Source organism: Pseudomonas siliginis (assembly GCF_024072275.1).
Taxonomy (GTDB): domain Bacteria; phylum Pseudomonadota; class Gammaproteobacteria; order Pseudomonadales; family Pseudomonadaceae; genus Aquipseudomonas; species Aquipseudomonas siliginis.
In genome coordinates, this window is record NZ_CP099598.1 from 1,959,131 (window position 1) to 1,979,169 (window position 20,039).

General features: G+C 57.3%; 24 protein-coding genes and 1 tRNA gene. 16 read left to right on the forward strand and 9 right to left on the reverse strand.

What is annotated here, in order from left to right:
- The first annotated feature begins 130 nt into the window (after positions 1 to 130).
- The 5 genes from NF676_RS09325 to NF676_RS09345 all read left to right on the forward strand — a co-directional run bounded on the left by NF676_RS09325 (position 131) and on the right by NF676_RS09345 (position 4,571).
- Positions 131 to 364, forward strand: coding sequence for a hypothetical protein (locus NF676_RS09325; protein WP_236169486.1), 234 nt, complete (start codon positions 131 to 133; stop codon positions 362 to 364).
- A 209-nt stretch (positions 365 to 573) separates the two neighbouring features.
- Complete coding sequence (locus tag NF676_RS09330) at positions 574 to 921, forward strand: ribonuclease E inhibitor RraB (protein WP_003223226.1); 348 nt, start codon at positions 574 to 576, stop codon at positions 919 to 921.
- Between the two features lie 477 nt (positions 922 to 1,398).
- On the forward strand, positions 1,399 to 2,808 hold the full coding sequence (locus NF676_RS09335) for a circularly permuted type 2 ATP-grasp protein (RefSeq protein WP_056784066.1): 1,410 nt from the start codon (positions 1,399 to 1,401) through the stop codon (positions 2,806 to 2,808).
- 12 nt (positions 2,809 to 2,820) lie between these two features.
- Positions 2,821 to 3,771 carry an alpha-E domain-containing protein gene (locus tag NF676_RS09340; protein WP_016773788.1) on the forward strand — a complete coding sequence of 317 codons (951 nt, stop codon included), beginning with the start codon at positions 2,821 to 2,823 and terminating at the stop codon, positions 3,769 to 3,771.
- Positions 3,768 to 4,571, forward strand: coding sequence for a transglutaminase family protein (locus tag NF676_RS09345; RefSeq protein WP_056784068.1), 804 nt, complete (start codon positions 3,768 to 3,770; stop codon positions 4,569 to 4,571). The genes NF676_RS09340 and NF676_RS09345 overlap by 4 nt, the downstream gene beginning before the upstream one ends.
- 121 nt (positions 4,572 to 4,692) lie before the next feature.
- On the opposite strand, the gene NF676_RS09350 is transcribed toward NF676_RS09345, so the two are convergent.
- The gene (locus tag NF676_RS09350) at positions 4,693 to 5,514 is read right to left on the reverse strand and encodes a c-type cytochrome (RefSeq protein WP_252887954.1); all 822 of its coding nucleotides are present in this window, start codon (positions 5,512 to 5,514) and stop codon (positions 4,693 to 4,695) included.
- Between the two features lie 577 nt (positions 5,515 to 6,091).
- On the opposite strand from NF676_RS09350, the gene NF676_RS09355 reads away from it, so the two are divergent.
- The 3 genes from NF676_RS09355 to NF676_RS09365 all read left to right on the forward strand — a co-directional run bounded on the left by NF676_RS09355 (position 6,092) and on the right by NF676_RS09365 (position 10,286).
- Entirely contained in the window at positions 6,092 to 7,297 is a 1,206-nt protein-coding gene (locus NF676_RS09355; RefSeq protein WP_252887592.1) for an acetyl-CoA C-acetyltransferase, read from the forward strand.
- Positions 7,298 to 7,321: 24 nt separating this feature from the next.
- Entirely contained in the window at positions 7,322 to 9,466 is a 2,145-nt protein-coding gene (locus NF676_RS09360; protein ID WP_252887593.1) for a 3-hydroxyacyl-CoA dehydrogenase NAD-binding domain-containing protein, read from the forward strand.
- Between the two features lie 91 nt (positions 9,467 to 9,557).
- The gene (locus tag NF676_RS09365) at positions 9,558 to 10,286 is read left to right on the forward strand and encodes an amidotransferase (protein ID WP_252877749.1); all 729 of its coding nucleotides are present in this window, start codon (positions 9,558 to 9,560) and stop codon (positions 10,284 to 10,286) included.
- A 69-nt stretch (positions 10,287 to 10,355) separates the two neighbouring features.
- Here NF676_RS09365 and NF676_RS09370 read toward each other — a convergent pair whose 3' ends face one another.
- The 3 genes from NF676_RS09370 to NF676_RS09380 form a co-directional block, all read right to left on the reverse strand.
- Positions 10,356 to 11,327, reverse strand: coding sequence for a magnesium and cobalt transport protein CorA (locus NF676_RS09370; RefSeq protein ID WP_252887594.1), 972 nt, complete (start codon positions 11,325 to 11,327; stop codon positions 10,356 to 10,358).
- 132 nt (positions 11,328 to 11,459) lie between these two features.
- Positions 11,460 to 12,182, reverse strand: coding sequence for a 1-acylglycerol-3-phosphate O-acyltransferase (locus NF676_RS09375; protein WP_024012238.1), 723 nt, complete (start codon positions 12,180 to 12,182; stop codon positions 11,460 to 11,462).
- Between the two features lie 219 nt (positions 12,183 to 12,401).
- Positions 12,402 to 13,091, reverse strand: coding sequence for a crotonase/enoyl-CoA hydratase family protein (locus NF676_RS09380; protein WP_252883434.1), 690 nt, complete (start codon positions 13,089 to 13,091; stop codon positions 12,402 to 12,404).
- A 296-nt stretch (positions 13,092 to 13,387) separates the two neighbouring features.
- On the opposite strand from NF676_RS09380, the gene NF676_RS09385 reads away from it, so the two are divergent.
- The 4 genes from NF676_RS09385 (at position 13,388) to NF676_RS09400 (ending at position 15,815) form a co-directional block, all read left to right on the forward strand.
- A tRNA-Ser gene (locus NF676_RS09385) sits at positions 13,388 to 13,477 on the forward strand.
- 250 nt (positions 13,478 to 13,727) lie between these two features.
- On the forward strand, positions 13,728 to 14,159 hold the full coding sequence (locus NF676_RS09390; protein ID WP_095180825.1) for a LexA family protein: 432 nt from the start codon (positions 13,728 to 13,730) through the stop codon (positions 14,157 to 14,159).
- Positions 14,146 to 15,426, forward strand: coding sequence for a Y-family DNA polymerase (locus tag NF676_RS09395; RefSeq protein WP_252887595.1), 1,281 nt, complete (start codon positions 14,146 to 14,148; stop codon positions 15,424 to 15,426). The genes NF676_RS09390 and NF676_RS09395 overlap by 14 nt, the downstream gene beginning before the upstream one ends.
- Before the next feature lie 68 nt (positions 15,427 to 15,494).
- Positions 15,495 to 15,815, forward strand: coding sequence for a YbjQ family protein (locus NF676_RS09400; protein ID WP_016773801.1), 321 nt, complete (start codon positions 15,495 to 15,497; stop codon positions 15,813 to 15,815).
- 55 nt (positions 15,816 to 15,870) lie between these two features.
- Here the strand turns inward: NF676_RS09400 and NF676_RS09405 are convergent, their stop codons facing one another.
- Positions 15,871 to 16,149, reverse strand: a complete 279-nt coding sequence (locus NF676_RS09405) for a hypothetical protein (RefSeq protein ID WP_252887596.1) — start codon at positions 16,147 to 16,149, stop codon at positions 15,871 to 15,873.
- Positions 16,150 to 16,370: 221 nt separating this feature from the next.
- Here NF676_RS09405 and NF676_RS09410 point away from each other — a divergent pair, with 221 nt between their 5' ends.
- From NF676_RS09410 to NF676_RS09425, 4 genes are all read left to right on the forward strand, one after another.
- A complete protein-coding gene (locus NF676_RS09410) occupies positions 16,371 to 16,559 on the forward strand; it encodes a hypothetical protein (protein ID WP_024012286.1) in 189 nt (62 codons plus the stop codon).
- A 312-nt stretch (positions 16,560 to 16,871) separates the two neighbouring features.
- Positions 16,872 to 17,243 carry a hypothetical protein gene (locus tag NF676_RS09415; RefSeq protein WP_016773803.1) on the forward strand — a complete coding sequence of 124 codons (372 nt, stop codon included), beginning with the start codon at positions 16,872 to 16,874 and terminating at the stop codon, positions 17,241 to 17,243.
- Positions 17,244 to 17,378: 135 nt separating this feature from the next.
- Positions 17,379 to 17,798, forward strand: a complete 420-nt coding sequence (locus NF676_RS09420; protein WP_024012287.1) for a glycine zipper domain-containing protein — start codon at positions 17,379 to 17,381, stop codon at positions 17,796 to 17,798.
- 118 nt (positions 17,799 to 17,916) lie between these two features.
- Positions 17,917 to 18,084 carry a hypothetical protein gene (locus NF676_RS09425; RefSeq protein ID WP_016773805.1) on the forward strand — a complete coding sequence of 56 codons (168 nt, stop codon included), beginning with the start codon at positions 17,917 to 17,919 and terminating at the stop codon, positions 18,082 to 18,084.
- Between the two features lie 68 nt (positions 18,085 to 18,152).
- On the opposite strand, the gene NF676_RS09430 is transcribed toward NF676_RS09425, so the two are convergent.
- From NF676_RS09430 to NF676_RS27630, 4 genes are all read right to left on the reverse strand, one after another.
- Positions 18,153 to 18,527 carry a UCP019853 family protein gene (locus NF676_RS09430; protein WP_041479377.1) on the reverse strand — a complete coding sequence of 125 codons (375 nt, stop codon included), beginning with the start codon at positions 18,525 to 18,527 and terminating at the stop codon, positions 18,153 to 18,155.
- 266 nt (positions 18,528 to 18,793) lie between these two features.
- Entirely contained in the window at positions 18,794 to 19,024 is a 231-nt protein-coding gene (locus NF676_RS27730; RefSeq protein ID WP_431078424.1) for a DUF6896 domain-containing protein, read from the reverse strand.
- A complete protein-coding gene (locus NF676_RS09435) occupies positions 19,012 to 19,425 on the reverse strand; it encodes a DUF6896 domain-containing protein (RefSeq protein WP_217851032.1) in 414 nt (137 codons plus the stop codon). Before NF676_RS09435 ends, NF676_RS27730 begins: the two co-directional genes overlap by 13 nt.
- 170 nt (positions 19,426 to 19,595) lie before the next feature.
- Entirely contained in the window at positions 19,596 to 19,991 is a 396-nt protein-coding gene (locus NF676_RS27630; protein ID WP_353956312.1) for an Imm50 family immunity protein, read from the reverse strand.
- Between the last annotated feature and the right edge of the window lie 48 nt (positions 19,992 to 20,039).

Genomic DNA, 20,039 nt, shown 5'->3' on the forward strand with positions numbered 1-20,039 from the left:
CCACAGAGTCCGCCCTATCGATCGGATGGTTATTTTCACCGTTGGCGGCTGTAATCCTTTTGAACCAACTATCGCGGAAAAAAGTCGAGATAGAGGTAAGCCCATTTACGGGTTGATCGAGGAGGCACTGATGCAAAAGTGGAAAGTCACTTTCGTGGATGATCACGGCGAAATTGTTGATGAAGTCTTCGAACGTGAGGAATGCCCGTCCGATGATGAAGCCGCGCGGCTGATCAAGGAGCGGCTTCTTCCGGTCGCCGCCCAGCTGGATCTCAACGATCTGGAAGGGCGCACCGCCGATGCCGGGGTGAAAAACCTCAAGACCCAGAACGGCATCGAAATCCTCAGCATCACCCCTGTCTGAACACTTCCTGTCATCTCGTAAACCAGGCCTTGGCAGCGGCGCTCTCTTGGGGCTACTCTGCAAGCGAGATCAGCGAATGGATCGCTAAGGTCTGGTCTTGTCAGCTACATGCTTGTTTCCCGCGCGCAACCACGTTGCCGTAGTACTTAGGCCAAAAGGCCCGGGGCGGGAATACGGAAAGTCTATCCATCAATCGAGGGGGACGATTCATGAGCACAGCCTATCAAGAAGACATCAGCAGCAACGTTCTGCGCCGCATGAAAGAAGGCGGCTTCGATTTTTCCCGGTTCCATCCCATCGAGTTCTACGCGATTTTCCCGGACGAGGAGCGGGCGCGCAGGGCAGCAGGCAAATTTCGCGGTGAATCCATCAATGCCCAGGTCAGTGCGCGCGACGACGGCGCCTGGTCGCTGGAATTGAGCAAAGTGATGTACGCAACCTATGACGACATCGGCGATTTCGAGCAAGGCTTTTCTGCCGTGGTCGAACCGCTGGGCGGCATTATCGAGGGTTGGGGCGTGAAGCAGGAGGTGCGCAATCGTTACCGGTTGAATTGATATTGCGCATTGTTTGTCGGGCAACGGCTGACCTTCGGGTCGGCCGTTGTCGTTTCTGGCTTCTGCATATCGCAGTGGCAAAACCCTGAAACAAGAATCCCGGGCAAAAAAAAGCCACCGGAGAGGGTGGCTAAAAGGGAAGACGGGTATGCAATAAAGTCCTGTCGGGACGGGGCTGCCAAGGCAGTTCAGATCAGTTGAGCTGTCTCCTTCGCGGCGGCGTGCCGGGGAAGTTTTGCAGCGAATGCGCGGATTATCCGCAGTCGTGGCCGGGCAGTGAAATCAACTCTGACTATGCTGGTGATAGGCGATGCAGTGCGTCGCAATGAAGCGGGGGCAATCGGGCCGGGGCATTTGCCGCACAGGAATGGTGCGCAGCGTTCGGCGTGGATCTACAACCGATTGAAATCAAAGCGTTTATGCCGATGGCACGGGCCTTGCGAAGGCCTGTATGTCCGGAGTGACAAGGAGTACGGCATGATCCGCACCTATTTTGACGAGATGTACGATGCCGGCGGCCTGGTCCGCCCGCATTACCGGGAATTTGCCCGCTGGCTGGCCGAGACGCCCGACGAGCTGCTCGCGCAGCGTCGCCGCGAGGCCGATCTGTTGTTTCACCGTGCCGGGATCACCTTCACGCTCTATGGCGACGAGCAGGGCACCGAGCGCCTGATTCCGTTCGATACCATTCCCCGTAGCATCCCCGCCAGTGAATGGCGGATTGTCGAGCGCGGCTGCATCCAGCGGGTCAAGGCGTTGAACATGTTTCTCGCCGACCTCTACCACGAGCAGCGCATCATCAAGGCCGGGATTATTCCCGCCGAACAGGTGCTGGCCAACGAGCAATACCAATTGGCGATGCAAGGTCTGGATCTGCACCGCGATATCTATTCGCACATCTCCGGCGTCGATCTGGTGCGCGATGGCGATGGCACTTATTACGTTCTCGAAGACAACCTGCGCACACCCAGTGGCGTCAGCTACATGCTCGAAGACCGCAAGATGATGATGCGTCTGTTCCCTGAACTGTTCTCCGCCCAGCGCATTGCCCCGATCGATCACTATCCCAATCTGCTGCTTGATACCCTGAAAAGCTCAAGTCCGATCGACAACCCGAGCGTGGTGGTGTTGACGCCGGGACGCTTCAATAGCGCGTTCTTCGAACATGCGTTTCTGGCGCGGGAAATGGGCGTTGAACTGGTGGAAGGCGCAGATCTGTTCGTGCGTGACGACAAGGTGTTCATGCGCACCACCGATGGCCCGAAAGCGGTCGACGTGATCTATCGCCGCCTCGACGACGCATTCCTTGATCCGCTGGCGTTCAACCCGGACTCGATGCTCGGTGTGCCGGGGCTGCTGTCGTCCTATCGCTCCGGCAACGTGGTGCTGGCCAATGCCATCGGCACCGGGGTCGCGGACGATAAATCGGTTTACCCGTTTGTCACCGACATGATCCGTTTTTACCTCGACGAAGAGCCGATCCTGAAAAACGTGCCGACTTGGCAATGCCGCAACCCGTCCGAGCTGTCCCACGTACTGGCCAATCTTGCGGATTTGGTCGTCAAGGAAACCCAGGGCTCCGGCGGTTACGGGATGCTGGTCGGACCGGCCGCGACGACGGCGGAAATCGATGCCTTTCGCGAGCGCATCAAAGCCAAACCCCATGCCTACATTGCGCAACCGACACTATCGCTGTCGACCTGTCCGACCTTTGTCGAAAACGGCATCGCGCCGCGCCATATCGACTTGCGTCCGTTCGTGCTGTCCGGCCGCGAAACCCGTGTGGTGCCTGGCGGTTTGACCCGTGTCGCGTTGCGTGAAGGCTCCCTGGTGGTGAACTCCTCCCAGGGCGGCGGGACCAAGGACACCTGGGTAGTCGAGGATTGAAGGAAGCTTGCCATGTTAAGTAGAACTGCCTCGGATCTGTACTGGATGTCGCGTTACCTGGAGCGTGCGGAGAATCTCGCGCGCATGCTCGACATCAGTTATTCGCTGTCGCTGATGCCGCAGGACGGGCGCGGCGATGGTCTGCATGAACTCGCCATGCCGTTGCTGATCACCGGCACCCTGGACGATTACCTTGAACGCCACGGCGACCTGCACGCAGAGCGCCTGCTGCATTTCTTCGCACTGGACGCGGCCAACCCGGCGAGCATCTACAGCTGCCTCGGCGCTGCGCGGGCCAGTGCCCATGCCGTGCGCGGGCGAATCACTGCCGACATGTGGGAAAACATCAATGCGACCTGGCTGGAAATTCGTGGCATCGCCGAGCAGGGCCTGAGTCGTTATGGCATGAGCCGGTTTTGCGAATGGATCAAGGAACGTTCGCACCTGTTTCGTGGCGCCTCATACGGCACGATCATGCGCAACGACGCGTTTCGCTTTATTCGTCTGGGCACGTTTATCGAGCGCGCGGACAACACGCTGCGCCTGCTTGATGCCCGTTACGAAATGGCCGGCGATCAGGCCGAAGCAGTCAGCGACGGCACGGCGCACGCCTATTACCAATGGAGTGCGCTGCTGCGCGCCTTGTCCTCATTCGAGGCCTACACCGAAATCTACCGCGACGCGCCCGGCGCCCGGCATGTCGCCGAATTGCTGCTGTTGCGCGCCGATGTGCCGCGTTCGCTGCGTGCCTGTACAGAAGAGATTGACCAGATCCTCGCGCAACTGCCCGGCGCCAACGGCCGCCCGGCACAACGCCTGGCGGCGGAAATGGACGCGCGCCTGCGTTACACCGGCATCAACGAAATTCTCGAAGAAGGCCTGCACGCCTGGCTGACCGAATTCATCCCGCTGGTGCGCCAGTTGGGCAACGCCATTCACAGTTCCTATCTGGAGGCTGCATGAGACTTTCCATAAGCCACGAGACCACCTATCACTACGAAGATCAGGTGCGCGCGAGCATCCAGTACCTGCGCCTGACACCCCACGACAGCGAGCGTCAGCATGTCCTCAGTTGGCAACTCGACCTGCCGCGTCCGGTGCGTGCGCAGCTCGATCCGTTTGGCAACATCCTGCATGTGCTGACCATGGACGAGCCCCACGAAGCGATCATCATTGGCGCCCGGGGTCAGGTCGATATCGACGAATTGCGCGAGGCCGAACATGAGAGCCAGTCGGCGCTGCCGTTCCTGCGCTTCACGCGCCTGACCGAAGCCGACGAAGCCTTGCGCGAGTTTGCCGCGAAGAACTGCAAGCAACGGCGTGATCGCACCGCGCTGATCGACTTGATGCACGGTCTGAATCAGCACATGAGCTACACGCCGGGCTCCACCGAAGTCGACACCAGCGCCGCCGAAGCTTTCGCCGGTCGGGCCGGGGTCTGTCAGGATCATGCCCACGCCTTTCTAGCCTGCGCGCGCAGTCTCGGCGTGCCGTCGCGTTACGTGTCGGGTTATCTGTACAGCGAAGATTGCGAGCATCTCGCCAGTCATGCCTGGGCGGAAGCGTGGCTGGATGACGCTTGGTACAGCTTCGACGTGACCAACCAGCTGGCGCGCCCGGAGCGACACCTGAAGCTGGCGGTGGGCCTGGATTATCTCGATGCCTGCCCGGTCCGTGGCATGCGCCGGGGCGGTGGCTGCGAGCAGATGCATGCGAAGGTGTTCGTCTCGCCGACACCGGTTATTTCCGTGCAGCAACAATAGATTCGGGATACCGCTATCGCTGGCAAGCCAGCTCCCACAGGATGACCGCTGATTCGAACTCTGCGCATACCCTGTGGGAGCTGGCTTGCCAGCGAAGAGGCCAGTAATAACACCCTAAGGCTTACGGCTTAACTTTGCGCCCGGCCATGTGCTTGAGATAGCCCACCAGCATTTCAAGATCTGTATCCGGCAATACCTCAGCAGAAAACCCCGGCATCTTCGCCTGCGGCCACTGACGCAAACTCTGCGGATCGCGGATGTAGCGCTTCAAGAAATCCGCCCCGAAATACTCGGTCGGGCTATACGGAATATTCAGATCCGGACCGAACTGCGCGTCTCCGGCACCATTCAACCGGTGACAGGCCAGGCAGTTTTTTTGAAACAGGGCAAAACCCTGGTTCACCGGATCATCGGCCTTCAAGGCAGGATCGGGCAGCAGGGCAGGAAAGCGTTGGGCCACCGGCGCCATCAGCTTGATACTGGCGACTTCGAACGGCCACTGCTCGGGGCTTATATTGCCCGCCTGCGGATCGGTCCAGACCAGATAGAACGGCCCGGCGCTGTGCTTGCCGGCTGACAGCGGTGGCCACGGCTGCGCCGGATCCTCGATCGCCAGCCATGCCCGCGCGCCGTCCTTGTTCAGCAAGGGCGCAGCGGCCAGCTCTGCGGCAAAGCCGTCCAGCGCCACCGCTTGCAAGTGATCCTCCGGCTTGACCCCCTTCAGCAATGCGGCCAGAGGCACAGCCTGATAAGTCATGTCCTTCTTGTAGGAAACATCATTGTTGATCGTGAGAGTTTGCAGCTGAGGATGTTTGAGCAGCTCTTCGGTCTGCCAGGTGCGGCTGTTTGCGCCCAACTGCAGATCCAGTTGTGCGGCAGCCAAGGGCAAGCTCAGTAGCAAGGCACCGAGCGCAATGAGGGTTTTCAAATGATCGCCGTCCATGTCGTGGTAGTGCGCAAAGGTTGGCACAACCGCGCTGGCCCGGGTAGCGGGCCAGTCACATTTTCAATGGCGACATACAGCACGCGACGTTTGAATCAGCCGATGACCTTGGTCAGATTCGGCAAGATCAACAACAGCGTCGTGGCGAAAAGAATGAGTCCTGCTTGACGTACTTTCGGTTGTTTGAACATGGCTTGACCGCCTTTATTGTTATTTCCTGATGCGTGCCTGACTGCATTTCCCTGACGGCACGCGTTGCACTTCCTGTTGAAGCACGCCCGTCTCGGCAAAACCCGACGACGATGGCGTACATGTTCACCTTAGAGCCCGCGTCACCCTTCGCTTAGATCCATTTCATATGGGGATCTTGAAAAAAGCTTTTAAAACGGCATGAGGCGTATTGCCAGCTTCTTTGCCGCCCGCTGGCTAGACAACTCGACGACCTGAACCGGTTCACCTGAGGTCCGATGACCGTCCGTCTGAGCGCGTGCGTCAAGCGCTTTGAGCAATGTGGTCATTGCTTGCCAGGCTGCGCAGGGCGAAAGTGAAGCGACAATGAATCAGGTTCGAGGACGTCATGACTGAAGCTTTGATTTTCGATGCGTTACGCACTCCGCGTGGCAAAGGCAAGGCCGATGGCGCGCTGCACAGCGTGAAGCCGGTCAACCTGGTGGCCGGTTTGCTGAGCGCTTTGCAGGCGCGCACCGCGCTGGATACCAGTCAGGTCGATGACGTCGTCCTTGGCTGCGTCACGCCGATCGGCGATCAAGGTTCGGACATCGCCAAGACGGCGGTGCAAGTGGCCGACTGGGACGTCAGCGTCGCCGGTGTGCAGATCAACCGTTTCTGCGCTTCGGGTCTGGAAGCGGTGAATCTTGGCGCGATGAAAGTGCGCTCGGGTTTCGAGGATCTGGTGGTGGTTGGCGGCGTCGAGTCGATGTCGCGGGTGCCAATGGGCAGCGATGGCGGCGCCTGGGCACTGGACCCGCAGACCAACCTGCACAGCCATTTCACTCCGCAAGGCGTCGGCGCCGATCTGATCGCCACCCTCGAAGGCTTCAGCCGGCAGGATGTCGATGCCTACGCACTGCACTCCCAGCAAAAAGCCGCACGAGCGCGGGCCGACGGCTCGTTCAACAAGTCGCTGGTGCCGGTGCAGGATCAGAACGGCATCATCCTGCTTGACCACGATGAGTTCATCCGCGCCGAGTCTACCCTCGAGGGCCTGGGCAAGCTCAAGCCGAGTTTCGAAATGATCGGGCAAATGGGCTTCGACGCCACGGCGTTGCGGGTCTACAGCCATGTCGAGCGGATCAACCACGTGCACACGCCGGGCAACAGTTCCGGAATTGTCGACGGTGCGGCGCTGATGCTCATCGGCTCCGAAGCCAAGGGCCGCGCGCTGGGGCTGCAGCCACGCGCGCGTATCGTCGCCACGGCCGTCACCAGCACAGATCCGACCATCATGCTCACCGGCCCAGCGCCGGCGACCCGCAAAGCCTTGGCCAAGGCCGGACTGCGCGTGGAGGACATCGATCTGTTCGAGGTCAACGAAGCGTTTGCTTCGGTGGTGTTGAAATTCATCAAGGACATGGCCGTCGACCCGGGCATGGTCAACGTCAACGGCGGCTCGATCGCCATGGGCCACCCGCTGGGCGCCACCGGTTGCGCGATCCTCGGCACCCTGCTTGATGAACTGGAAGCGCGCAACTTGCGCTACGGCCTGGCGACGCTGTGTGTCGGCGGAGGCATGGGCATTGCCACCATCATCGAACGCCTCTGAGCCCCGACTTCAAGGAACCCTGTTATGAGCGAAGCCATTCGTTACGAAAAAGGCCAGGACGCTATCGTCGTGCTGACCATGGACATGCCGGGCCAGAGCGCCAACACCATGAACGCCGTGAATCGCGAGGCCATGGCCGCTTGCGTTGCTCGTTTGTCAGCGGAGAAGGACAGCATCGCCGGAGTGATCATCACCTCGGCGAAGAAAACCTTTTTTGCCGGCGGCGACCTCAATGAATTGATCAAGGTTGGCAAGCCCGAAGCCAAAGCCTTCTACGACATGGTGCTGACCCTCAAGGCGCAATTGCGCAGCCTGGAAACCCTCGGCAAACCGGTGGTCGCGGCGATCAACGGCGCTGCGTTGGGCGGCGGCTGGGAGATCTGTCTGGCCTGCCACCATCGCATCGCTGTGGATGATGCCTCGGTGCAACTCGGTTTGCCGGAGGTGACGCTGGGCCTGTTGCCGGGCGGCGGCGGGGTGGTGCGCATGGTGCGCATGCTCGGTATCGAAAAAGCCCTGCCGTACTTGCTTGAAGGCAAGAAGGTGCGCCCGCAACAGGCGTTGCAGGCCGGGCTGATTGATGAACTGGCAGCGAATCGCGATGAGCTGCTGGCCAAGGCGCGCGCGTGGATTCTCGCCAATCCGGCGGCAGTGCAGCGCTGGGACGTGAAGGGCTACCAGATTCCTGGCGGCACGCCATCGAGCCCGAAAGTGGCGCAGATGCTGGCGATTGCGCCGTCGATCCTGCGCGCGAAAACTCAAGGCACCCTGCCGGCGCCGGAGAAGATTCTATGCGCGGCGGTGGAGGGCGCTCAGGTCGATTTCGACACCGCGCACCTGATCGAAACCCGCTACTTCACCGAGCTGACGACCGGGCAGATTTCGAAAAACCTGATCGGCACGTTCTGGTTCCAGTTGAACGAAATCAACGCCGGCGGTTCCAGGCCGCAAGGTTTTGCGCCCTATAAAACCCGGAAAGTCGGTGTGCTCGGCGCCGGAATGATGGGCGCGGGCATCGCGTTTGTCAGCGCTTCGGCCGGTATCGAAGTCGTCCTCAAGGACATCAATCTCGCTGCTGCCGAGAAAGGTAAGGCGCATTCAGCTTCGCTGCTGGATAAAAAAGTTGCCCGTGGCCAGCTGACTGTCGAGCAGCGCGAGGCGGTGCTGGCGCGCATCGTTGCGAGCGAAAGCGATGCCGATCTGGCCGGTTGCGATCTGATCATCGAAGCGGTGTTCGAGGATCGCCAGCTCAAAGCCAAGGTATCTGCCGCCGCGCAACAGGTGGTGGGTGGCGACGCTGTCATCGCCTCCAACACATCGACCCTGCCGATCACCGGCCTGGCGACGGCCGTGCCCGATCAAAGCAAATTCATCGGCCTGCATTTCTTCAGTCCGGTGGAAAAAATGCCGCTGGTGGAAATCATCAAGGGCGCGCAGACCAGCGACGAAACTCTCGCTCGCGGTTTCGACTTCGTTCTGCAAATCAAGAAAACTCCGATCGTGGTCAATGACAGTCGCGGCTTCTTTACCTCGCGGGTTTTCGGCACATTCACCAACGAGGGCATCGCCATGCTCGGCGAGGGTGTCAGTGCGCCGATGATCGAGACCGAAGCGCGCAAGGCCGGGATGCCGGTCGGGCCGCTGGCCATCTCCGATGAAGTTTCCCTCAGCCTGATGAGCCATATCCGTCAGCAGACGGCCAAGGACTTGCAGGCAGAAGGCAAACCGCTGATTGAGCACCCGGCCTTCGCCGTGATTGACTTGATGCTCAATGAATTCAAGCGACCGGGCAAAGCTGCCGGAGGCGGTTTTTATGAGTATCCAGCGGGCGCGCAGAAGCATTTGTGGCCGGAGCTGAAAACGCGCTTCGAGAAGGCCGACGGACAGATCTCTGCGAAGGATGTGCGTGATCGGCTGTTGTTTGTGCAGGCCATCGAAACCGTGCGCTGTGTGGAGGAGGGCGTGCTGACCTCGACGGCGGATGCCAACGTCGGTTCTATCTTCGGCATCGGTTTCGCCGCGTGGACCGGCGGGGCGCTGCAGTTCATCAACCAGTATGGCCTGAAGGACTTCATCGCCCGCGCGCAGTATCTGGCCGAGCAATACGGCGAACGTTTTACCCCGCCAGCGCTGCTGCTGGACAAAGCGGCGAAAGGTGAAATGTTCTAGGGCGAGCGAGCATTTCGGGGCTTGCCTTGGCCGGGTGTTTCAGGGCAGGCTCTGGGTGTTCATTATTCCCATCACGTGTCAGGTATTTTTTATGTCGCTGCGCATCTGCATTCTCGAAACCGACATCCTGCGGCCCGAATTGATTGACCAATATCAGGGCTATGGGCACATGTTTCAGCGGCTGTTCTCGCAACAACCGATCGCCGCTGATTTCACTGTCTATAACGTGGTGAAGGGGAATTACCCAAGCGACGACGAGGCTTTCGATGCGTATCTGGTCACTGGCAGCAAGGCAGATTCGTTCGGCACGGATCCGTGGATTCAGACCCTCAAGACCTATCTTCTGAATCGCTACGAACGCGGCGACAAATTGCTCGGCGTGTGTTTCGGTCATCAATTGCTGGCGCTGCTGCTTGGCGGCAAGAGCGAGCGGGCCTCTCAGGGTTGGGGCGTCGGTACTCACAATTACAAGCTGGCAGCCAAGGCGCCGTGGATGAGCCCGGTACGCGAAGAGCTGACACTGCTGATCAGTCACCAGGATCAGGTAACCGAGCTACCGGAAAACGCCACGGTCATCGCGTCCAGCGATTTCTGCCCGTTCGCGGCGTATCACATCAACGATCAAGTGCTGTGCTTCCAGGGTCACCCGGAATTCATTCACGATTACTCGCGCGCGCTGCTCGACCTGCGCCAGGAAGCGCTGGGCTCGCAGATCTACAGCAAGGGGGTTGCGAGCCTAGAGCAGGAACATCATGGCGCTACGGTTGCGGAGTGGATGATGCGGTTCGTGGCGCACAAACCAGAAACGGCTCAACGCTAAAAGGGCCTGCTCCCACAATCCCTGTGGGAGCGAGCCTGCTCGCGAATCTCCGGGGCAACGCGGTCCCGGCTACAGCCACCCGGACCGCTTGAAGCTCGCCCACAAACTCACACACCCCACCGCAATAAACCCCAGCACTGCAAAATAACCGTAGTGCCAGGTCAATTCCGGCATGTTCTGGAAATTCATTCCGTAGATCCCCGCCACCGCTGTCGGGAACGCCAGAATCGCCGCCCACGCTGCAAACTTGCGTTGCACCACGCTCTGCCGTGATGCCTCAAGCAACACGCCAATCTCGATGGTCTGGCTGGCAATGTCCGCCAGCGTGGTCAGGTCTTCCATCTGCCGCGTTACATGAATCTGCACATCGCGAAAGTACGGGCGCATGTTCTTGTCGATGAACGGGAAACTGAGCTTTTGCAGCTCCTCGCCGATCTCCACCATCGGTGCCGCGTACCGACGCAAGCGCACCACATCGCGGCGCAGACCGTGCAGCTTTTGAATGTCGCGCTCGTTGAGGGCGCTACACAAGACGTTGCGCTCCAGCTCATCGATCTCGGCGTGGATCGTTTCGCCCACCGGCTGATAGTTCTCGATGACGAAATCGAGCAGCGCATAGAGGACGAAATCCTCTCCGTGCTCGAGCAACAGCGGACGCGCTTCACAGCGTTGACGCACATAGGCGTACGACGCGGAATGGCCGTTGCGTGCGGTAATGATGTAACCCCTGCCGGCGAAGATATGCGTTTCGATGAATTGCAAAACGCCGTTTTCGCGAACCGGTGAGTAGGTGACGATAAACAGAGCGTCGCCAAAGGTTTCCAGTTTTGGTCGGCTGTGTTTTTCCAGCGCGTCTTCGATGGCCAGTTCATGCAGGTTGAACTGTCGTTGCAGGTTGGATAATTCCTGTGCGTCCGGTTCTTCCAGACCGATCCAGACGAAGTGGCCGGGTTTGGCGGCCCAGGCAGCACCTTCGTCCAGCGCAATATTGGTGACTTTCTTACCCTCGCTGTACACCGCAGCAGCAACAACTCGACCCATGGTGGTGATTCACTTCTTCTTGGCAGATGGCAGGGAAACTAGGCTTCAGCTTAGCCGTGTCGCTGCTTGAGAGTCAGTGAAACTTCTACAGTTCACCCGGCAAAAGAAAACCCGCACGGGGCGGGTTTGGTTTCACGCGGCTTGCAGTTGCCGATCCATCGATTCGATGCACTCGCGCATCTGCTCGCGGCATCGCTCGATGAGCATGGGCATGTCGTCCATGGTCAATCCGACTGTAGGAATCGCCGGCAAGGAACGTATGAGAACGTTGCCACTGCGCCAGCGATTCAGGCGCATGTGCTTTATATAGCTGCTCACGCACACCGGAACGATCGGCACGCCAGCGGCAATCGCCATCTGGAACGCACCTTTCTTGAACGGCAACAAATCTTCACCGAGGTTGCGGGTGCCCTCCGGGAATACCCAGATCGAGGTGTCTTCGTTCTGCAAGGTGTGGGTCGTCGTCAGCATCGACTGCCGCGCCTTGTGCGCATTGCCACGGTCGATCAACACATTGCCGGCCAGCCAGAACAACTGGCCGAACAACGGCACCCACTTCAGGCTTTTCTTGCCGATACACACGGTGCGGCGGGGGACGACATTGCCGAACACGAACAGATCGTAGTTGGACTGATGGTTGGCAATGATCACGCAACTGTCGGGCTTGTTCATCAAGCCGTTGACCTCGGACCTGACCCGCAAACGCAAGATACACATCGCCGGCAAAGCGTAGAGGCGGGCGCAGAGTCGGCTGTTGTCCGGGTTGAACGGGCGGCACAATCCAAGGATCACGCCCAGCACGCCGGCCAGAATAAAGTGCAGGCCCATCAACAACATACGAAACACAAACAGCATTTTTGCAGGCCCACCGGGACAAAAGGTGGCGCAGTGTACGGATGTGCACTGTTTTCGGCAATTGCCGCTATAGAGTCCGGAGATGGCCGATGTTTAAGCGCATGTTTCAGCATTGCCTGTCAGGCGCGTCCTAGAGCTTTCAGCGAATCTTCAACGCTGAACGTAAGAAAAAGCCCGACCAAGGTCGGGCTATTCTCTTACCGGCAGATTTTGGACGAGTCAGCCCAGATGTTGCTGATCCTGCAGGATCGCGTCGTCGAGAGTGTCCAGCAGTTGCTTGCGCACTTTGAGCTTGGTGTTCTTGTGCGCCAGCATGTTGATCTTCTTCAACTGACGCGCGGCAGCCAGCGCGGCGCCCTGCAATTCTTCGGCAGTGACGACTTTGTCGAGGAAGCCCGCATCAACGGCACTTTGCGGATCGAACATCTCGCCATTGATCACCGAACGATGGAAAGCCGAACGCCGCAAGCGGTCGCGTGCCAGCTCAATACCGGCGTGGTGCATGGTCATGCCGATTTGCACTTCATTGAGACCGATGCTGAACGGGCCGTCCACACCGATGCGGTAATCGGCGGACAACAGCAGGAAAGCACCCTTGGCCACGGCGTGCCCCGGGCAAGCAACGATCACCGGGAACGGGTGAGAGAGCAGGCGGCGCGCCAGGGTCGAACCGGCCGTCACCAGCGCAACGGCCTCTTTCGGGCCGGCCGTCATCACCTTCAGGTCATAACCACCCGAAAGAATCCCCGGCTGCCCGGTAATGATCACCACCGCGCGATCCGCCACCGCCTGATCCAGCGCCGCGTTAAACGCCGCAATCACATCCGGAGAAATCGCGTTGACCTTGCCATTGTTCAGGGTCAGGGTCGCGATACCGTCTTCGAGGTGGTAGGCAATCAACTCGCTCATGACGCTATTCCTTATTAGAAAGATGGGCAGACGTTACCCACCGCCGCAAGCCAGGTAAAGCGCCGTGACTGACCTGCCAGTCACTGTTTTGCGCTTTGGCCAGCGCTGCGCGCGTGTTGCCTTCTATAAAGGAAGCGCACGGCTTACCCGAGATTGGCGGGTTTGCCATCGTCCGCTCTGGCTGAACGCAGCGGCCTCTCTTAAGCGCATGAAAATTCTGAAAAAAAGTTTGCCATCGGAAAAGCTTTCGACTACATTAGCGCGCCTCGACAGACAGAACATGTCTGCAGAGATACGGTGAAGTGTCCGAGTGGCTTAAGGAGCACGCCTGGAAAGTGTGTATACAGGAAACTGTATCGAGAGTTCGAATCTCTCCTTCACCGCCACATTCAGTAAACACAAACCCCTGATTTTCCTAGAGAAAGTCGGGGGTTTGTGGTTTTTGGTGTCTGGAAAATGGTCATATGGGACCGTTGGTGCTCGGCATCCATGAAATGTGTTTTGGTGATCATTCTCTCTCCAAAGCTATACAAAACCCTGTCACCCGTCGAAATCTCCTACACGCCTCGTTGACCCCCCGAACCGTCCCGAGTTTACTGTATGCGCATACAGTAAACTCACTATCAGGTTCGTATCATGAGCGTCACCATCCTCGGCCCTTTGTCAGGCGCGGGCGAACAGCTTGCGCTGTATTCGTTTCGGATTCCCGCCGGTTTTCCTTCGCCGGCGGCTGATCACATTGAAAAGCACATCTCTCTGGACGAGGTTTTTGATATTCGTGCGCCGCACGTTTATCTGGCGAAGATCGAAGGCGAGAGCATGCAGGACGCCGGGATATTTTGCGGTGATCTGGTGATCGTCGACCGCAGCCTGACTGCCGAGCACGGCGATATCGTCATCGCCGGTCTCAACTCCGAACCTGTCTGCAAGCGCCTGCACATGCGCGACAACACCATCATCCTTCTTTCGGCCAACAGCAAATACCCGCCACGCTACGTGATGGAAGGGGATGAGCTGGTGATCTGGGGTGTGGTCACTTACAGCGTGCGCGACCATGGCAAATCGTGAGCAGGTTTTCGCGCTGATCGATTGCAACAGCTTCTATGCCAGCTGTGAGCGAGTGTTCCGGCCCGATCTGGCGAAGACGCCGATTGTCGTGCTGAGCAACAACGATGGCTGCGTGATCGCGCGCAGCTACGATGCCAAACCTTTTGTGAAAATGGGCGCGCCGTACTTTCAGATTTGTGATGATCTGCGCCGCCACGGCATTCAGGTGTTCAGCAGTAATTACGCGTTGTACGGCGACATGAGCGAACGGGTGATGACGATCATCGAGTCCATGGTGCCGGCGGTCGAGGTTTACAGCATTGATGAGGCGTTCGCCGATCTCAGCGGCATTCCTGGGGACCTGACAGGTTTTGGCCGAACCATTCGCTCTGCTGTTTATAAGCGCACCGGCATCCCGGTCGGCGTCGGCATCGCCCCCACGAAAACGCTGGCCAAGCTCGCCAACCACACTGCGAAGCGCCTGCAAGCGCATACCGGCGGCGTGGTCGACATCTGCGATCCGTCCAAACGCGACTGGGTGCTGCGCAATACCGATGTCGGTGAAGTGTGGGGCGTCGGACGGCGGATGAAAGCTCATCTGGAAAGCATGCAAATCAGAAGTGCGATGGACCTGGCGAAGGCCGATCCGTGGACACTGCGGCGCAAGTTCAGCGTGGTGATCGAGAAGACCGCGCGCGAATTGGGCGGCACATCCTGTCTGGAACTGTCGGAAACAGAACCGCCGAAGCAGGAAATTTGCAGCAGCCGCATGTTTGGCAACCGTTTGACTACCATCGAGCCGATCAAGGAAGCCGTTGCTACTTATGTGCATCGAGCGGCGGAAAAGCTGCGTGCGCAGAGTTCGCTGTGCAAAAAGATCCGCGTGAGTATCCGCACCGGCATGTTCAATCCGGAAGAGGCGAAGTACGCCAATGGCGCGCTGATCGAGTTGCCTTATCCGACCAATGATGTGCGATTGCTGAGCAAGGTGGCGAGCGAAGCGATCGATCGATTGTTCCGGCCGGGGTTCAAGTACAGCAAGGCTGAGGTGCTGTTGATGGATCTGCGACAGCCCGGAGAATTTACCGAAGACCTGTTTGCACAGTCCCAACCTCAAGCGGCGGAGAGGGTAATGGGCGTGCTGGACCAGATCAATCAGCGCTGGGCGCATGGAACGTTGCGAGCGGGGAGTGTGCCGGCGGATCCGGCCTGGGGCATGCGGCGGGAGATGATGAGTTCGAGTTTTACGACGAAGCTGGATCAATTGTGGGTCGTTAAATCCAATTGAGGCACGGGCCAGATCTGGTGCCGCGTTACAATCGCTGCCTTCACTTATGCAGTAAAGGGACGACTTTCATGATCATTTCCACCACTCATTCCGTCGAGGGGCGGCAGATCACGGCCTATCTGGACATCGTCAGCGCCGAGTCTGTGCAGGGCGTCAACGTGATCCGCGATATGTTCGCCGGCATGCGCGACTTCTTTGGCGGGCGCTCGCAGACGTTGGAGCGGGCTCTTAAAGAAGCACGCATTCAGGCCACCGACGAACTGAAAGATCGAGCGCGGGCATTGCAGGCTGACGCGGTGGTCGGCGTGGACTTCGAGATCAGCATGCCGGCAGGCAAGGGCGGCATGGTCGTGGTGTTCGTCACCGGAACTGCGGTCAAGCTGCGCTGATCATTGTGTTCAAGGCAAAGTCCACTCGCACAACGAATGGGCTTTTTCGCGTCAATCATCCTTTTTGCTTGAGCAACACAGCGCCTCTTGAGTCATAGGTCAGCGGTGTATCGATGGCAACGAGGGGCGGCGTCCCGTCAGGCTGCGCCGATGGTGCGGGCTCGCTGGGATGGTAGACGACGCCCGGTTGCAGAAGCGGTTTGTCTGGGTATTTGATGGTGATTTCACCCGAGGCGATCTTTTCCTTGAGTTTTTCCGCACCGGCCTTGCCGGCAGCGATCTGCTCGTCCGTGAGTTTTACGACTGGCATGTTCGGGAATCCATTGATCTGCATGATCTCTCCTTGAGATTCATTTGTAGGAGTAAGGGCAGCGGCCGTTCGATGGAAATCTTTAGCGAATGATCGTTCACGACGCTTTTTTCCATTCGTCGGTGATCAGTCTTTCTGAACGGCAAGTCCAGTAGTGACCAGCTAGTCTCAAAAGCGCTGAGGGGCGATATTTTCCAGGCAAAACTGTTTTGTCGGTGTCGACCCAGTTGCGTAGGGGAGAGTCTATGTCAGGTCCATTTATCGAAGATGATGGCGCAGAGTTTTCATTCAACAATTGTGTGCGCTGCGGTCAGTCGGAGTATCAGTCGGGGTTTGGCGAGGATCCGGTGAGCATCGGCAAAATCAAATCCACAGCCCCCAAAGGGCCGAAAGCGAAATTCCTACCCAAGGTCACGGCAAGGACCAGAAAGTGATTTCATCCTGCACCCCGTCACTGAACGGGGTTTTTTATGTGCGCAAGAATAGGGGTTTGAAATCTCTGGCAAGCATTGACATTAATGTCGGTTTTTTTTCACAAACTTTTCACGTTGGCCAACGTAGTGTGAAGCCATCCGTTAGAAAGCAAGTCTCCAGCCCGTCTCCCCAGCGGGCTTTTTTTTGCCCGGCATAAAACCTTTTCCCTGATCGCGGTCCAAACGACGCTGTCGCCTGCGTCTGGACTTTCCTGGGCCGAGCGCATTAAATCCCGCTCCTTTTCGTCATCCCGTTTATTTGAGGTTTTCGTCATGCGTTTAACACTGCCTGCTCTGGTTCTTGGCCTTCTGGTTGCTCAAGGTGCGATGGCTGCCGGTGATGGCACCGCTGCGCTGGGCGGTGGCCTGGGTGGCGCGCTGGGTAACGTGGTCGGTCAGAAAATGGGCGGCAGCACCGGTGCCGCCATTGGCGCTGGCGTCGCGGGCGCAGCAGGCAGTGCCGTCGCCGCACGCAAGGGCAGCCGCACCAAAGCGGCGATCGGCGGCGGTGTCGGTGCAGCCGGCGGTTCGGTGATCGGCAACAGCCTGGGCGGCCGCAACGGCGCCACCATCGGTGCAGGTCTGGGCGGCGCGGCCGGCGGCGCAGTCGGCAGCAACCTGGGCAAAGGTCACAAGCGCCACTGAGACTGATGGCCTGTCAGAAAAAGCCCGACTCGATGTCGGGCTTTTTCATGGCTGAACGTTTCGTCAGAAATCATCTCCAATCTGCATACGCCCCGCTTGGGCGGACTGTCCCGATTCGGGAACTGCGAGGTTCATATGCGATTGTCATTATCTGCACTGTTTTTTGGCTTGGTCGTGGCGCAGGGCGCGATGGCGGCCGGAGACGGCACCGCTGCCGTAGGCGGTGGTCTCGGCGGTGCGCTGGGTAATGTGGTTGGCGGACAACTTGGCGGCAGTACGGGCGCAGCGGTCGGCGCAGGTGTTGGCGGCGCGGCCGGCAGTGCCGTCGGCGCGAACAAACGCAACCGCACCGAAGCCGCGATTGGCGGCGGTCTCGGAGCAGCAGGCGGCTCGGTCGTCGGCAACAGCCTCGGCGGCTCCACCGGCTCCGCCATTGGCGCGGGCCTGGGCGGCGCAGCAGGCGGCGCGGTAGGTAACAATCTTGGCGACGACGACGGTGGATCTCATTCCGGTGGCCACAAGCACAAGAACAAACACAAAAATAAACATCGCTGATTGATCAACGAAAACCCGGCCTGGCGCCGGGTTTTTCGTGTCTGGCCGTCAGGCGGAGGAACGATTGGCGATAGGGCTTTTCGAAAGTGATACATCCCACACGCTCAAGAGGTGCGCCATGACTCCTGAAACTGAAGGCAAAGAAGAGAAAGGCCCGAGTGGATTGCCATTTATCAATGATCCGGGGAATGAAGATCCCGGGTCGCTGATGGACGATGCTACGGTGCCGTTGAATGATGCGGATGAGGCGGATATGGAGTATGAGGAGGATGGGGATGAGCAGTGAGGTGGGGTTGAGGTTTTGAATGATGGTTTAAGGGCCTGACTCCGCAGGCCCTACAGAAAATCTGTTCCTCAGAACGAGACGTCGATTCTTTGTGCTCTGATTTTTACAAACTGACCATTGAGGTGCGGAAAATCGAAGTGGATATCTTGATCCGCAAATTCGACGAACGACTTGAGCGTATCGCCTTCTAAGCGCCCGTAGATATCGCATGAGAAACCATTGTCAAGCATCTCGACACGTGTTTCGCTGCCATCACATTTTGAAATGTCTATCTCGTCCGGCAGCACCATTTCGAACTCGGCTGAGTAGGTCTCACCTACTTCGATTACTGACGGGCAGCGGCCTGCGAAACATCTCACAGTCACACCGTTGATGCTGAGTAGGACCATTTCTTCGATGATTGGGTCGATCTCTACCATATGCGCGGGATATTTCTTAGTCATCTGCGAGCCATGCTCTCGTTTTCTTTCAGAGGATTGAGGTGATCAGTGAAGTTTTTTATGAGTTGGACTTTGCCATAATGGCCTGAGTCAGCAGGCGCTTAAGTCTCGTTTTCAGAGGTTTTCCGGCGGGTCGATTAATTCAAAGAGGTCATCGGAGGGCGATATTTTTTGATTCTGCCTGAGTCTATATAAGACTTGAACTCGCTCTCAAGAAAATTTATGTCAGTGTATTTTTTGTACTCTTCAGGTCTGTCGGTGGCGCACATTTAAAGGCGCCACTCATCAAAACCATCGATCCTGTTATTCGAACCGTAATCGAAATCCACTGATTCAGTGGGAAAATGAATAGCACAGCCTATGCCGTGTAGTTCATATTCAATACCATCGATGACTTCTCCGCAACTTTCTATTTTGCCGCTCCCCAAAGTCTTAGGATGTTTCGAGTACCAAATTTTTCTTGTAATAGCGTTGTTCCTTCTTTTTTTCAGTTGGTCCATATATACAAGTTGCTAATTAAGGAAATTTTCTTGATTTTTTTTAGATCTATGTATTCGGCGAATTCTTTTTCGATTATTTTTTTGTCGCAGTATTTTCTATATTTAGATGGTCTTTCACAAGCAAAGAAGTATAAGCGGCGAATGTCAAACCCATTGATTTCACCATTAGGCCCATAGTCAAAATCTACAGTTCCTGTCGATAGATTAATGCGGCAGCCAATGCCGTGCAGTTCATATTTAACGCCTCGAGTGACTCTCCCGCGACGCTTTATCGCCCTGGTATGCCAAAGCCTTCGAATGTCCCGAGTGCCAAATTTTTTTTCAAATATAAGCGTGCTTGTCTCTACCATAGAAGTAAAGTCATGTATCAGGGTATCCAAAGTTTGATCTTGGTCACTCATTTTTTTCTCCGGTTTTGCGAAATATCTAGTCCAATGATTTGGCTGGCTGGATTGCATTTTTATTGTTTAAAAATTGCTGAGTGCTCTTTGGGGTGGTAGTGATTTTCAGCCTTGGTGATATTGCTTTTGGTCTTGCAGGCGATGCGCGAGGAGTGTTTGATGCGTGATGTTTAGAAAAGTGACTCTGTTAAGTAGACGCTAGGTTCTCTTAATCTCAATGATGATGTAATGAATTTTATCTCGGAAGTCTCTGATGCAACGCAAACTAAGTGCCTGCTCTCAATAGTTTGAATGGATAATTGAAATTTTTCCCGTGTGGGGAGATTGGATGTCGTCAAGCTTGTAACTTCACTGCACGTCATCCCTATGCGGCAAGCATTGTATTCTATGGATTCCCACGTCTTCGGAGGCGTGTCTGGAATTTCTCTGATGTCAAATGCCAGAGTCAGTGTTGAAAGATTATTGTCTATGTTTAGAGTGAAGAGCTTAATCTCTCCGATAGGTATATTTCGGCTGAAGACCATATTGAAGAATTTGCTGCCATTTATCTCATTCCAGTATTTCATGTGTTTCTTTTACTCTGTCGATCTATTTCTAGAAAGCGCCTTCATGTA

Bases quoted from the DNA above. Each gene is read 5' to 3' on its own strand.
- NF676_RS09330 (WP_003223226.1), top strand. From the start codon at position 574: ATGAGCACAGCCTATCAAGAAGACATCAGCAGCAACGTTCTGCGCCGC.
- NF676_RS09395 (WP_252887595.1), top strand. From the start codon at position 14,146: ATGGCAAATCGTGAGCAGGTTTTCGCGCTGATCGATTGCAACAGCTTC.
- NF676_RS09415 (WP_016773803.1), top strand. From the start codon at position 16,872: ATGCGTTTAACACTGCCTGCTCTGGTTCTTGGCCTTCTGGTTGCTCAA.
- NF676_RS09370 (WP_252887594.1), bottom strand. From the start codon at position 11,327: ATGGGTCGAGTTGTTGCTGCTGCGGTGTACAGCGAGGGTAAGAAAGTC.
- NF676_RS09425 (WP_016773805.1), top strand. From the start codon at position 17,917: ATGACTCCTGAAACTGAAGGCAAAGAAGAGAAAGGCCCGAGTGGATTG.
- NF676_RS09410 (WP_024012286.1), top strand. From the start codon at position 16,371: ATGTCAGGTCCATTTATCGAAGATGATGGCGCAGAGTTTTCATTCAAC.
- NF676_RS09350 (WP_252887954.1), bottom strand. From the start codon at position 5,514: ATGGACGGCGATCATTTGAAAACCCTCATTGCGCTCGGTGCCTTGCTA.
- NF676_RS27630 (WP_353956312.1), bottom strand. From the start codon at position 19,991: ATGAAATACTGGAATGAGATAAATGGCAGCAAATTCTTCAATATGGTC.
- NF676_RS09435 (WP_217851032.1), bottom strand. From the start codon at position 19,425: ATGAGTGACCAAGATCAAACTTTGGATACCCTGATACATGACTTTACT.
- NF676_RS09340 (WP_016773788.1), top strand. From the start codon at position 2,821: ATGTTAAGTAGAACTGCCTCGGATCTGTACTGGATGTCGCGTTACCTG.
- NF676_RS09375 (WP_024012238.1), bottom strand. From the start codon at position 12,182: ATGCTGTTTGTGTTTCGTATGTTGTTGATGGGCCTGCACTTTATTCTG.
- NF676_RS09430 (WP_041479377.1), bottom strand. From the start codon at position 18,527: ATGACTAAGAAATATCCCGCGCATATGGTAGAGATCGACCCAATCATC.
- NF676_RS09345 (WP_056784068.1), top strand. From the start codon at position 3,768: ATGAGACTTTCCATAAGCCACGAGACCACCTATCACTACGAAGATCAG.
- NF676_RS09360 (WP_252887593.1), top strand. From the start codon at position 7,322: ATGAGCGAAGCCATTCGTTACGAAAAAGGCCAGGACGCTATCGTCGTG.
- NF676_RS27730 (WP_431078424.1), bottom strand. From the start codon at position 19,024: ATGGACCAACTGAAAAAAAGAAGGAACAACGCTATTACAAGAAAAATT.
- NF676_RS09405 (WP_252887596.1), bottom strand. From the start codon at position 16,149: ATGCAGATCAATGGATTCCCGAACATGCCAGTCGTAAAACTCACGGAC.
- NF676_RS09365 (WP_252877749.1), top strand. From the start codon at position 9,558: ATGTCGCTGCGCATCTGCATTCTCGAAACCGACATCCTGCGGCCCGAA.
- NF676_RS09325 (WP_236169486.1), top strand. From the start codon at position 131: ATGCAAAAGTGGAAAGTCACTTTCGTGGATGATCACGGCGAAATTGTT.
- NF676_RS09380 (WP_252883434.1), bottom strand. From the start codon at position 13,091: ATGAGCGAGTTGATTGCCTACCACCTCGAAGACGGTATCGCGACCCTG.
- NF676_RS09355 (WP_252887592.1), top strand. From the start codon at position 6,092: ATGACTGAAGCTTTGATTTTCGATGCGTTACGCACTCCGCGTGGCAAA.
- NF676_RS09390 (WP_095180825.1), top strand. From the start codon at position 13,728: ATGAGCGTCACCATCCTCGGCCCTTTGTCAGGCGCGGGCGAACAGCTT.
- NF676_RS09420 (WP_024012287.1), top strand. From the start codon at position 17,379: ATGCGATTGTCATTATCTGCACTGTTTTTTGGCTTGGTCGTGGCGCAG.
- NF676_RS09335 (WP_056784066.1), top strand. From the start codon at position 1,399: ATGATCCGCACCTATTTTGACGAGATGTACGATGCCGGCGGCCTGGTC.
- NF676_RS09400 (WP_016773801.1), top strand. From the start codon at position 15,495: ATGATCATTTCCACCACTCATTCCGTCGAGGGGCGGCAGATCACGGCC.